Consider the following 12,312-nt stretch of genomic DNA (forward strand, 5'->3'; position numbering starts at 1 on the left):
GCAATCTAAGGACAGCAGCCATGACAACATTTTCCACAGAAGCCGACTTTGAGCGCGCCGTAATCCGTGAACTCACCCAGCGCGGTTGGGAATCAACCGTACTTAAGAACCCGAGTGAGAAGGATTTGCTGGCCAACTGGGCCAGTGTTCTCTTTGAAAATAATCGTGGCATTGATCGGCTTAACGATATCCCCCTCACCGAGGGGGAAATGCAACAAATCATCGAGCAGATCACCGAGTTGCGCACCCCGCTCAAGTTAAATGGCTTTATCAATGGTAAAACCGTCGCTATCACCCGTGACAACCCAGAAGATAAGCTGCACTTCGGTAGGGAAGTGAGCCTTAAAATTTACGACCGCCACGAAATCGCCGCAGGCCAGAGCCGCTACCAGATTGTGCAACAACCCCGATTTGCTCGTGGTTCATCCGTTCTTAATGACCGGCGTGGCGATCTGCTATTACTGATCAATGGCATGCCTGTCATCCATCTGGAAATGAAGAAAAGCGGCGTAGCGGCAAGCCAGGCCTATAACCAGATTCAAAAGTATTCCCGCGAAGGTATTTTTACAGGCATCCTTTCCCTGGTTCAGATTTTTGTGGCGATGGAGCCAAAAGAGGCGCTGTTTTTTGCCAACCCGGGGCCAGACGGCACGTTTAACAAAGACTACGCGTTCCACTGGGCTGACTTTAATAACGAGCCGATTAATGAGTGGAAAACCTTCATCTCTGGCCTGATCTCCATTCCCATGGCGCACCAGTTGATCGGCTTTTATACCGTCGCTGACGAATCCGATGGCGTACTCAAAGTGATGCGAAGCTATCAATACTACGCCGCCCATGCCATTTCCGACAAAGTCGCAAAAACCGATTGGAAGAACCCCAATCGCCTTGGCGGCTTTATCTGGCATACCACCGGAGCGGGCAAAACCATGACTAGCTTCAAATCTGCCCAGTTAATCGCCAACTCTAAGGATGCGGACAAAGTGGTCTTCCTCCTCGACCGTATCGAGCTTAGCAACCAGACGCTACTGGCTTACCGAGACTTCGCGGGGGATGGGAATACGGTACAGGCCACAGAAGACTCTGGCGTCCTTATCAATAAACTTAAAAGCAACGATCCGGCGGACACGCTAATCGTGACGTCCATTCAGAAGATGAGCCGCCTCAAGGATGAAGAAGGTGGACTCAAAGCGCACGATCTGGAAAAAATACGAGCCAAGCGCATCGTTTTTATCATCGACGAATGCCACCGCTCGACGTTTGGCGATATGCTTATTTATATTAAGGAGAGCTTTAAAGGTGCCGTGTTCTTTGGCTTTAGCGGTACTCCTATCCATAAAGAGAATACGCGTAAGGACAATACCACCACGGATGTTTTTGGCTCCGAGTTACACCGCTACAGCATCGCTGATGGCATCCGTGATAAAAACGTTCTTGGCTTTGATCCGTATCAGATAAAAACATACCGCGATCGGGAATTACGCCAGGCTGTTGCACTGGAAAAAGCTAAAGCCGCCACACCTTCAGAGGCTTTTTCCGATCCTAAGAAGAAGAAAGTCTTCAACCGCTACATGAATGATGTGCCGATGGCGGGTAATCGGGATGATTCAGGCGTTTATCAATATGGTATCGAAGATTATTTGCCCACTAGCCAATACAGCCGTGAAGCACATCAACATGCCGTCGTTCAGGATATGGCAAACAGCTGGGTTACCCTCAGCCAAAATGGGAAATTCCATGCAATATTTGCCACCCATAATATCCGAGAGGCAATCACCTACTACCGATTGATTAAGAAGCAACTGCCAGCATTAAAGATCACCGCTCTTTTTGATCCGAATATCGATAACGATGATGACAGCGCCGGTGACGTTACGTTTAAAACCAACGGCCTCGTCGAGCTACTGGAAGATTACAACCTGACGTATGGGCAAAACTTCAACCTTGGTAGTCACGGGAAATTCAAGAAAGACATCGCCGCCAGATTGGCTCACAAAAAACCCTATGCTCGGCTTGCGGCTGAACCCGATAAGCAACTTGATCTGCTCATTGTCGTGGATCAGATGCTGACTGGCTACGACTCTAAATGGGTGAACACGCTTTACCTCGACAAAGTGCTGCAATACGAGAACATCATTCAGGCATTTTCTCGCACCAACCGTTTATTTGGGCCAGATAAACCGTTTGGCACCATCCGCTACTATCGCAAGCCGCACACGATGAAGAGAAATATTGATGCCGCAGTGAAACTGTATTCTGGGGATAAACCCATCGGTCTCTTCGCTAACCGACTGCCAAGTAATATCGAGAGGATGAACGCAAGCTTCGCCGAAATCACTGCCATTTTTAACAACGCAGGGATCGATGATTTCAAAAAATTGCCGGATGATTTAAGTGAGCGAGCCACTTTTGCTAAATATTTTCAAGAATTCAGCGGCATTCTTGAGGCGGCCAGAATACAAAGCTTCACTTGGGAACAAACCGAATATAAGGACGAAGATGACCCAAGCCACACGGTCACCGTCGATATTTCTCACCAACACTATCTCACGCTACTACAGCGATACAAAGAGTTGGGCAAAAGTGATGGTGACGCTGGCAATGATGCCATTCCTTTCGATATCGACAGCCATATTTCAGAGATAGATACCGGTAAGATTGATGCTGACTACATGAACTCGCGCTTTAAAAAGTACCTCAAAGTCTTGCAGGGCAGTGACCATGAGATACGGGAAGCAACACTCAGCGAATTACAACGATCTTTTTCTTCACTTTCTCAAGATGAACAAAAAATCGCCGAGATATTTTTGCGGGATATGCAGCGCGGCGATGTAGAGATCGACCCCACTCGTAGCTTTCGCGATTACCTCACAGACTATCAGGCCCAGGCAAAGAGTGCAGAAATCGACACCATCGTCAAATACCTGGGTATTGATGCTAACAAACTGGTTGCGTTGATGGCCACAAGAACTACCGAAGCAAACTTAAATGAATATGGTCGCTTCGATAAGTTGAAAACAACGATCGATAAGCAAAAAGCTAAGGCCTACTTTGAAGCCCTCGAAGGGCAAGCCATTCCCCCTTTTAAGGTGAATATCAAGACGGCTGAATTGCTTCGCGACTTTATCATTCAGGGAGGCTTTGAGTTGGAGATACCTGCTCAGGGATAGTATCGCCGATATCGATGCTCGTCAGGTAAATAGGCGACGCTATCGTCACTGTGGATACTAACTCCATAGATATATGGATAACAAAAGCGGCTAAATCCTTGGCCGCTTTTTTCATGCATAAAATCCGTGCTGCCACTTGCCTTTTTTCAGGCACAAAAAAACCACCTTTCGGTGGTTGAATTTTATTTTATAACTTATTGTTTTTATTAAAGTTAAATCAATGGTGCCCGGGGCGGGACTTGAACCCGCACAGCGCGAACGCCGAGGGATTTTAAATCCCTTGTGTCTACCGATTTCACCACCCGGGCATAAATATTGGAGGCGCGTTCCGGAGTCGAACCGGACTAGACGGATTTGCAATCCGCTACATAACCGCTTTGTTAACGCGCCAAAATATTCAGGTCTTAGTGACCAACATCCGCAATTGCCGATGTTTTAAATTGGAGCGGGAAACGAGACTCGAACTCGCGACCCCGACCTTGGCAAGGTCGTGCTCTACCAACTGAGCTATTCCCGCAATACAGAACTCACTGATTATCTTAACTTCTTACAAACCAGCGTTGCTGTTGATGCGGTGCATTCTACTGACCTGACGCAGTGAGTCAATAAAATTATCAAGCAGCCGTGTTCGTTTGCTGGTTTTTACGGCGCTTCGATCAAGGTTCAAGCAGATCGTGTCGCGCAGCATTCAAATATTGAAACATGGACCAGAAAGTAAGTACAGCGGCGATGTACAACGCCACAACACCAACGCCTTCAACAATGCTTTCTGGGCGCCATAGCAAAGCAAAAAGCGCCATCATCTGAGCCGTGGTTTTAACCTTCCCTATCCACGACACGGCAACGCTACTTCTCTTACCAATTTCAGCCATCCACTCGCGCAATGCTGAAATGATGATTTCCCGCGCGATCATTGTCGCGGCAGGCAGCGTAATCCACCAAGAGTGATAGTATTCCGCAACTAGCACCAACGCGACAGCCACCATCACTTTATCCGCAACAGGATCGAGGAAGGCACCAAAACGCGTGGTCTGTTTCCAGCGGCGGGCGAGGAAACCATCAAACCAATCCGTTACGGCAGCAAACACGAAAATCAACGCGCAGAGCAGCGGTGCCCAGACGAATGGAAGATAAAACGCCAGCACGAAAAACGGAATAAGAGCAACACGAAACAGGGTAAGCAACGTCGGTATATTAAATTGCATAGCGCTTAGGTAACTATCTGGCTGGAGTGGATACTAAGAGTATGTTGCAACATTGTCCCTAGTGTTTCAATGCATGGAAGATTTTTTCTGCCAATGCATGCGAAATTCCTGGAACATTTGCAATCTCCTCAATACTGGCATTCATCAAAGGTTGCAGCCCTCCCATGTATTTCAACAGGGTTTGACGCCGTTTAGGGCCGACACCTTCGATAAGCTCCAGCGTACTGGTATTTCTTACTTTTGCTCTCTTCTTACGATGTCCGCCAATGGCATGATCATGCGAATCATCGCGAATATGCTGGATAACGTGCAACGCGGGAGAATCAGGCGGTAGTGCCATACCCTCGCCCGTCGACTCAAAAAACAGCGTTTCCAGTCCGGCTTTACGATCGCTGCCTTTCGCGACACCAAGTAACAGAGGCTTGTTTTTATCCCATGATACTTGCAACGAGTCAAACACGGCCTGAGCCTGACCGAGCTGCCCTTTCCCGCCATCGATAACAATGACATCCGGTATTTTGCTGTCATCCAGCGCTTTACCATACCGACGTCGGAGGACTTGCGCCATGGCGGCATAATCATCGCCTGGCGTAATGCCACTGATATTATAGCGGCGATATTCCGAACGTAACGGACCGTTGGCATCAAATACTACGCAGGATGCCACAGTCTGTTCCCCCATAGTATGACTGATGTCAAAACACTCCATTCGGTGGATTTCTGGCAACTGCAAGACGTTAGCTAACGCAGCCAGACGCTGGTGAATGGTGGACTGCTGAGACAGTTTTGTGACCAGTGCCGTGGCAGCATTTGTCCGCGCCAGTTTTAAATAACGAGCACGATCGCCACGGGGTTTGGTTTGAATCTGTACTTTTCTTCCCGCGACCGTTGTCAGAGATTCCGTCAGCAAATCTTTATCGGGCAGAGTGAAATCAAGCAGAATTTCTGTAGGAAGCGTTCGGCCTAAGCTTCCTTGCAAATAGAATTGCCCGACAAACGTCTGCACGACTTCCCCCAATTCCGTACCGCCAGGTACTTTGGGGAAATAGCTGCGGCTGCCAAGCACTTTTCCCTGCCGGATGAAAAGAACATAGACGCAGGCCATGCCAGCATCAAAAGCAACGCTGATCACATCCAGATCGTCGCCGTCGCCGGAAACAAATTGTTTTTCCGTCACCCGCCGAACCGCCTGGATCTGATCGCGAATCCGGGCTGCATCTTCAAAATGCAGATCGCGACTGGCCGCTTCCATCCGGGAAATAAGTTGATTCAGCACTTGCTGATCTTTGCCAGACAAAAACAGGCGAACATAATCAACCTGCTGTTGGTAATCCTCTTCGCTCACCAAACCGCTAACGCAAGGCCCAAGGCAGCGACCAATTTGATATTGCAGGCAGGGGCGAGAGCGATTGCGATAGACGCTGTTTTCACACTGGCGCACCGGAAACAGTTTTTGCAGCAATATCAGCGTTTCACGTACGGCATTGCCGTTAGGAAACGGGCCGAAGTATTCGCCTTTTGTATGCTTAGCGCCGCGGTGAACAGCCAGACGTGGATGAGCATCACCGCTCAGGAAAATCATGGGATAGGATTTATCGTCGCGCAACAAGACGTTATAACGCGGCTGATAAAGCTTGATGTAGTTGTGTTCCAGCAGTAAAGCTTCAGTTTCTGTGTGCGTGATCGTGACATCAATATGCTTGATGCTTTTGACTAATGCCTCGGTTTTACGGCTGGCGACATGGCTGCGGAAATAACTGGCAAGTCGTTTTTTTAAGTCTTTTGCCTTACCGACATAAATGACCGTATTACCGGCGTCATACATCCGGTAGACACCAGGCTGGCTCGTTACCGTTTTTAAAAATGCCGAAGCATCGAAACTCTCACTCACTACTTAACAATGTCTCCGCGGTAAAAAGCCCATGCTTGATAGCCAGATGGGTCAGCTCTACGTCGCCGTTGATATTCAGCTTACTGAACATACGGTAGCGATAGCTGTTCACTGTTTTAGGGCTAAGATTGAGCTGATCTGAAATTTCAGTCACTTTCTGTCCCTTCGTGATCATTAGCATAATCTGTAATTCGCGTTCAGACAAACATTCCAGCGGTGAGTCCGTCTGCGGCTCCAACTGACTTAATGCCATCTGTTGAGCAATATCAGAAGCAATATACCGTTTACCTGCATGTACTGCGCGAATGGCGGAGATCACTTCCTGAGGGGCGGCAGCTTTACTCACATATCCCGCGGCACCGGCCTGCATCACTTTAGCGGGCAACGGATTTTCAGTATAAATAGTGAGCATAATGACTTTTATATCTGGCGTAAAACGGAGGATCTTGCGCGTTGCTTCAAGCCCGCCGATGCCCGGCATGCTCATGTCCATCAGGACAACATCCACATCGTTGCTTCGACACCATTTGACGGCATCTTCACCGCAACATGCCTCACCAACCACTTTTAGACCTTTGATATCATCAAGAATGCGTCGTATCCCTGCCCGCACCAATTCATGGTCATCAACAAGAAAAACGCTAATCAAAGAATAATTCTCCAAAAAATAGAGTAACACTTACATAAAAGATTGCTTGCAGGTGATACTACGTTGGTTTCAAAAAAATAATGAACACAGACTTATATGAATATGTATTTTAAAATATGCCGAGAAGGAATAATGCGCATTTCCCAATCATAACAATATATCGTTAGCCTGAAGGTATGTGTTGATCACAATCTTAACATTTCAAATATGCCGCGCAGTATAAACTGTTTTATAGCACAAAATGTATAAAAAACAACGCCATTAAATGGCATGCAATTGGATTTACATCCTAAATGTCAATAAAAAGTCACTATTGTAATCAGCGTATCATTAAAAATGATATCATCCCCAACAACTGTATTATACAAATAATATATTCAGGGAAAAACATCCATAGTGAACATCATATGTATTAAACAAAATACATCTATAGCCTTTACTACCAAAAACAGCCCAGAATATAGACGCTATTTTAATAATTTAAACGCATAAAAAACAGTCACTAAAATGGTGTTATCTACGAATAACATCAATACACTATATGCTTTATGTTATACTCCAGCTCATCTGGTTCTGCCTGTCGCATTAGCGGTAACACTCGCAGCAGGCAAAGGAATACATCTTTTTCTTGTTGAGGAGAAAACATGAGCAACGCAGATTTTTCTACTGCTGCATCCGCTGAAACACTGGCCCACGAGGTTACCTGCCTGAAGGCTATGGTTACGCTGTTATTAAAAGCAATCGGCCAGGCAGATGCCGGTAAAGTTATCATCAATATGGAAAGATATATTGCTCAATTGGAAGATGCCGAGCAAGCCGCTGTTTTTGATAACACGATTAAACAAATCAAAACCAGCTACCGTAAATAGCACTATTTGCTACACCGCCATCTTAATAATTTGATCTGGCGGTGTAGTAGTATTTAGCATTGCCTTCCTGATGTAAAAAATAGAGACGCTGGTCTATTTATTTCCGATACTGATAAGTTTCAAAAGCAGCGCCTCTTCTTTCTTTTTATAAAGCGTTAATTCCATCACCAACGCTTTATCCAGGAACTGTTTTCTGGAGAGTGCTTTCCTTTCATCAACCAGTTCCCTCAGCTCGGTGAAGCATTCATTTATTTTGTACTCTTTTGAACTTTCCGTACAAATTATCTCATGGATTGCCTGGCTCAGTTCAGACAATGAGATAACCGATTTTGGATCCTGGTGGCTTTTTTCTATGACAGCCAGTAACTTTTCGAACCCCAAATGAACCTCCGGAATCAAGTAGAAACTTGCTTATGTCTGGCTTGGAACCTCCAGCTCCCCTAGCAGATGTAGACACAATCATGTGTCTACGCGTTATATACTTCAAAGTGGAATGCCCCGTTCCGATAAACGTTTTCTATCACTTACAGTGAAATCTTTTCTGAAGCCTCAGGACTTACATCGCTGACTGCAGTGCAATGAACGCAATGAGTTTATCCCGTGGCATCATCTTATTCATTACACACCTGCCCTGAAACAGGAGCCGATTGAGAAAAGATGTTCGTTTTATTATTGCATAATAATAGATCATTTGAAGGGAACACCGTCCGAATTGTGCGCGGGATAGATAAACGAGGTTCCCTGCCCTAACCTGCCCCAGTAAGGGACTACATTTAAAAATCCCGCTTCAGGAAACCAAGGCGGGATTTTTGTTTTTAGCATCTTATGACGGCCGGCCAAGATGGGAAGCGCACACCGCGACACTCGCTTTGCATCCTTTCAATATGACCTAAACAAGCGTTATTCATTGCCCCATTGGTTCAGGAACGTCGCGATCTCATCAATACGAAACTCGTCGATACCCGCTTCACTAGCCATCTCTTTCTGCGCTTCTTCACTGATCTCTTCGTTATTCATTAAACGGGTGAGCAGCAGTTGGAAATAGTGCGCCAGAGCGTCACGTTCTGACTCGCTCACCGGCTTTGCCGATTCCGTCGAATACTCATCCGTGATGTCATAAAATTTAAGCGGTATTTCATTGTTCATCAGTCGTTCCCAAGGGTTAAGGTCTATGTCCGTTGATGCTTGTATCATCTGGTCTGAATAATACCATTTTATGTCGTTTTTCTGTCATCCGTGTGGGACAAGGGGTCAGACGAGAACAGTGTAGCCTCTTAAGAGCGAAAGGCAGGGTGAGCTTTTCTGTTTTAGCCTTACCATGAGGCTATGCAGCCAGCCAAACCTAATTAATTGAATTTAAAACGTAAATTCTATGTAGCAGAGACCACTACAACAACGCTACTCCAGACCATACATCAAGTCATGAAGATGGCTCATGTCTATTGAAATTAAATCACTTTTACTCACGCAGTGACTCTGGCATAAATTGTGCACTACTATAGACAAGATGAAACCTGCAAAATTATAAGACCTGAAAACCTTGGAAAAACAAGCAATAAATTCAGATTTTATATCAAGAATTAGGATGCTAGATCGCGATGAATAAGAATTTTACCTTTACGATTAAGAACACGTGTTTCGATGAAAATTATAATCCCTCCGAAAACACGCGTATCACGACCAACTTTGCGAACCTGGCGAGAGGAAAAAACCGCCAGGATAACTTGCGCAACACCTTAACGATGATTGACAATCGTTTCAATTCTCTGGCGAATTGGGATAATTTCAAAGGGGATCGCTATTCTGTCGAACTTGATATCATTTCCGTTGAGGTTGATATAGAAGGAAATGGCGATAGCTTCCCCGTCATTGAAATACTGAAAACCAATATTGTTGATAAAAAAACTAACGAGCGCATTGAAGGCATAGTAGGAAATAATTTCTCCTCCTACGTGCGAGATTATGATTTTAGCGTATTGCTGTCAGATCATAATAAGAATCACCCTGGATTTAGCACCCCCGATAGCTTTGGCGTCCTGCATGGCAATCTATTTAAATGCTTCGTAAATTCAGATTGTTACAAAGAGAGCTTTAGTAAAGCGCCGGTTATATGCCTGAGTGTTTCAAGTAAAAACACCTATCATCGGACTGGAAATCAGCATCCTGTGTTAGGCGTCGAATACCAGCAAGATGAATATTCATTGACCGATCAATACTTCCATAAAATGGGATTGCAGGCTCGCTATTTTATGCCGCCAAATAGTGTCGCACCTTTAGCTTTCTATTTTTCTGGTGACTTATTGAGTGATTATACGAATCTTGAGCTGATCAGTACCATCGCGACGATGGAGACTTTTCAAAAGATTTACCGACCTGAGATTTACAATGCGAACTCCGCAGCAGGCCAATGCTATTGGCCAAGCCTGAATCATCAGGATCATTCATTCACTCAAATTGTTTACGATAGAGAAGAACGTAGCCTGTTGGCTATCGAGCAGGGAAAGTTTACTGAGAAAAACTTCATCAAACCATACCAAGCTATTCTTGAGCAATGGTCTGCTAATTACGTTCTTTGATTAACCAAACACATAAGGTCATCGATTATTATGAAAATATTATTACCCACCTCCACGGCTGGCAGCTTACCGAAACCTTCTTGGCTGGCGCAGCCTGAAACACTTTGGTCCCCTTGGAAATTGCAAGGCGAGGAACTGATTGAGGGCAAACAAGATGCGCTGCGTTTGAGCCTGGCAGATCAGCAACAGGCAGGGATTGATATTGTCAGCGACGGCGAGCAAACGCGCCAACATTTTGTCACGACGTTTATTGAGCACCTCAGCGGTGTTGATTTCGAGAAACGTGAGATCGTTAAAATTCGTAATCGCTATGACGCGAGTGTACCGACAGTCATTGGTGCGGTGGTTCGCCAAAAGCCCGTTTTTGTTGAAGACGCCAAATTTTTACGTCAGCAAACCACGAAACCCATTAAATGGGCCCTGCCTGGTCCCATGACGATGATCGATACGCTCTATGATAGCCACTATAAAAGTCGCGAAAAACTCGCCTGGGAATTCGCCAAAATTCTTAATCAAGAAGCCAAAGAATTAGAGGCTGCGGGTGTCGACATTATCCAATTTGATGAGCCCGCCTTTAATGTCTTTTTTGATGAGGTGAATGATTGGGGAATTGCCGCTTTAGAAAGAGCCGTTGAAGGGCTGAAATGTGAAACTGCGGTGCATATTTGCTATGGCTATGGCATCAAAGCCAATACCGATTGGAAAAAGACGCTAGGGTCAGAGTGGCGGCAATATGAAGAAATTTTTCCTAAACTGCAAAAATCGGCTATCGATATCATTTCACTGGAATGTCAGAACTCTCGTGTTCCCATGGATCTGATTGAACTCATTCGCGGTAAAAAAGTGATGGTCGGTGCCATTGACGTGGCAACCAATACCATTGAGACGCCAGAGGAAGTCGCCGATACACTACGTAAAGCGCTTCAGTTTGTGGATGCCGACAAGCTCTATCCGTCTACCAACTGTGGCATGACCCCCTTATCTCGTCGCGTCGCAAGAGGCAAGCTCAATGCGTTAAGTGCGGGCGCGGAAATCGTCCGCAGAGAACTCTTGGCTAAATAACGTCGCCAAATAGTCAATCACTTGAAGCGAACTCAGTCCGAGTTGAGTGATACATCGCCTTAATGAAAAGCCCGTAAGGGCTTTTCATCTATATACGCACCGGAAAAACGTTAATTACCACATCAAATCATCAGGCACTTTAAAATCAGCGTACGGATCGTCTTCGTCTTGCTCTTCCTGACTCAGCACACTATTTAATACAATACTGCTCGCATCTCGCTGCGCAATTTTATCGGCTACGATTGCGGGGATAATCGCATATTCACTCTCGCCGTTGCCATCAACCACCAAACGAGCAATAGCAAGACGACCACTAATCAGCTGAGCCTGAGTCAGCTTATCCACCGTTATTTTTTTAATTAAATTATTATCTGTGAAGTTAAAACCAATATCGCCTTTTGAAATATTGATTCTATTCATTTCAATAAGCTGCTTCACCTGAGCTTTATACTCTTTAGATAAAGCTGCTTGTTTTTGTTGTTCGCTTAACTGTTTATCACGCTCAAGCTGTGCTTTTTTATTTTCTTCCACAGCCTCTCTTGCTTCACGAGCCTGAACGCGTGATTTTTTCGCCGTTCTTTGAACTTTGGCCATTTTTTTGCTGGACACTAATCCCGCTTTTAGCATCTGCTCTTGTAAAGTGAGCTTTGTCATCTTCGTTCCTAAACCCGTTGAATAATATGTGGGATTATACCCTAAATAATTCGAGTTGCGTGAAGGCGGCAACCGAGCGACAAATCGGTCTTACCGATTTGAACAGCGCTAGCGCTGGCCCGAAGGGTGAGCTTCATTTATGAGGCTCATTAATCCCCAGAAGCTTACTCAGGTAAGTAACTGGGGTGAGTAAGGACAAATCGGCTTAGCCGATTTGAACGCCGCTTGCGGCGGCC

General features: G+C 45.6%; 10 protein-coding genes and 3 tRNA genes. 4 read left to right on the top strand and 9 right to left on the bottom strand.

What is annotated here, in order from left to right:
- The first annotated feature begins 20 nt into the window (after positions 1–20).
- Positions 21–3,170 carry a type I restriction endonuclease subunit R gene (locus LOZ86_RS13925; RefSeq protein WP_039484410.1) on the top strand — a complete coding sequence of 1,050 codons (3,150 nt, stop codon included), beginning with the start codon at positions 21–23 and terminating at the stop codon, positions 3,168–3,170.
- Between the two features lie 221 nt (positions 3,171–3,391).
- On the opposite strand, the gene LOZ86_RS13930 is transcribed toward LOZ86_RS13925, so the two are convergent.
- From LOZ86_RS13930 to uvrY, 6 genes are all read right to left on the bottom strand, one after another.
- A tRNA-Leu gene (locus LOZ86_RS13930) sits at positions 3,392–3,478 on the bottom strand.
- 8 nt (positions 3,479–3,486) lie between these two features.
- A tRNA-Cys gene (locus LOZ86_RS13935) sits at positions 3,487–3,560 on the bottom strand.
- Positions 3,561–3,611: 51 nt separating this feature from the next.
- A tRNA-Gly gene (locus LOZ86_RS13940) sits at positions 3,612–3,687 on the bottom strand.
- A 139-nt stretch (positions 3,688–3,826) separates the two neighbouring features.
- A complete protein-coding gene (gene pgsA / locus LOZ86_RS13945; RefSeq protein WP_039484408.1) occupies positions 3,827–4,375 on the bottom strand; it encodes a CDP-diacylglycerol--glycerol-3-phosphate 3-phosphatidyltransferase in 549 nt (182 codons plus the stop codon).
- A gap of 58 nt (positions 4,376–4,433) precedes the next feature.
- Positions 4,434–6,266 (bottom strand): excinuclease ABC subunit UvrC, encoded by a 1,833-nt coding sequence (gene uvrC / locus LOZ86_RS13950; protein ID WP_039484406.1) that lies wholly within the window; start codon positions 6,264–6,266, stop codon positions 4,434–4,436.
- Positions 6,259–6,915, bottom strand: a complete 657-nt coding sequence (uvrY, locus tag LOZ86_RS13955) for a UvrY/SirA/GacA family response regulator transcription factor (protein ID WP_111779164.1) — start codon at positions 6,913–6,915, stop codon at positions 6,259–6,261. The genes uvrC and uvrY overlap by 8 nt, the downstream gene beginning before the upstream one ends.
- A gap of 644 nt (positions 6,916–7,559) precedes the next feature.
- On the opposite strand from uvrY, the gene LOZ86_RS13960 reads away from it, so the two are divergent.
- On the top strand, positions 7,560–7,784 hold the full coding sequence (locus LOZ86_RS13960; RefSeq protein ID WP_010279363.1) for a DUF2594 family protein: 225 nt from the start codon (positions 7,560–7,562) through the stop codon (positions 7,782–7,784).
- A 93-nt stretch (positions 7,785–7,877) separates the two neighbouring features.
- Here the strand turns inward: LOZ86_RS13960 and LOZ86_RS13965 are convergent, their stop codons facing one another.
- Both LOZ86_RS13965 and LOZ86_RS13970 read right to left on the bottom strand, forming a co-directional pair.
- Positions 7,878–8,165, bottom strand: a complete 288-nt coding sequence (locus tag LOZ86_RS13965) for a basic helix-loop-helix domain-containing protein (protein WP_014915937.1) — start codon at positions 8,163–8,165, stop codon at positions 7,878–7,880.
- A gap of 519 nt (positions 8,166–8,684) precedes the next feature.
- Positions 8,685–8,930: a YmjA family protein gene (locus LOZ86_RS13970; protein WP_039484399.1), complete on the bottom strand. Its 246-nt coding sequence runs from the start codon at positions 8,928–8,930 to the stop codon at positions 8,685–8,687.
- A gap of 452 nt (positions 8,931–9,382) precedes the next feature.
- Between LOZ86_RS13970 and LOZ86_RS13975 the strand changes: the two genes are divergently transcribed.
- Together LOZ86_RS13975 and LOZ86_RS13980 are read left to right on the top strand one after the other, a co-directional pair.
- Positions 9,383–10,360 carry a DUF1852 domain-containing protein gene (locus LOZ86_RS13975; RefSeq protein WP_039484397.1) on the top strand — a complete coding sequence of 326 codons (978 nt, stop codon included), beginning with the start codon at positions 9,383–9,385 and terminating at the stop codon, positions 10,358–10,360.
- A 30-nt stretch (positions 10,361–10,390) separates the two neighbouring features.
- Positions 10,391–11,422: a methionine synthase gene (locus tag LOZ86_RS13980; RefSeq protein ID WP_039484394.1), complete on the top strand. Its 1,032-nt coding sequence runs from the start codon at positions 10,391–10,393 to the stop codon at positions 11,420–11,422.
- A gap of 114 nt (positions 11,423–11,536) precedes the next feature.
- Here LOZ86_RS13980 and LOZ86_RS13985 read toward each other — a convergent pair whose 3' ends face one another.
- A complete protein-coding gene (locus LOZ86_RS13985; protein WP_039484391.1) occupies positions 11,537–12,076 on the bottom strand; it encodes a DUF2058 domain-containing protein in 540 nt (179 codons plus the stop codon).
- Positions 12,077–12,312: the final 236 nt, after the last annotated feature.

The organism is Pectobacterium parvum (assembly GCF_020971565.1).
Lineage (GTDB): Bacteria > Pseudomonadota > Gammaproteobacteria > Enterobacterales > Enterobacteriaceae > Pectobacterium > Pectobacterium polare.

What these genes read in the sequence shown, in the direction of transcription:
- LOZ86_RS13925 (WP_039484410.1), top strand. Translation starts at nt 21, where the DNA reads ATGACAACATTTTCCACAGAAGCCGACTTTGAGCGCGCCGTAATCCGT.
- pgsA (WP_039484408.1), bottom strand. Translation starts at nt 4,375, where the DNA reads ATGCAATTTAATATACCGACGTTGCTTACCCTGTTTCGTGTTGCTCTT.
- LOZ86_RS13960 (WP_010279363.1), top strand. Translation starts at nt 7,560, where the DNA reads ATGAGCAACGCAGATTTTTCTACTGCTGCATCCGCTGAAACACTGGCC.
- LOZ86_RS13970 (WP_039484399.1), bottom strand. Translation starts at nt 8,930, where the DNA reads ATGAACAATGAAATACCGCTTAAATTTTATGACATCACGGATGAGTAT.
- LOZ86_RS13975 (WP_039484397.1), top strand. Translation starts at nt 9,383, where the DNA reads ATGAATAAGAATTTTACCTTTACGATTAAGAACACGTGTTTCGATGAA.
- LOZ86_RS13980 (WP_039484394.1), top strand. Translation starts at nt 10,391, where the DNA reads ATGAAAATATTATTACCCACCTCCACGGCTGGCAGCTTACCGAAACCT.
- LOZ86_RS13985 (WP_039484391.1), bottom strand. Translation starts at nt 12,076, where the DNA reads ATGACAAAGCTCACTTTACAAGAGCAGATGCTAAAAGCGGGATTAGTG.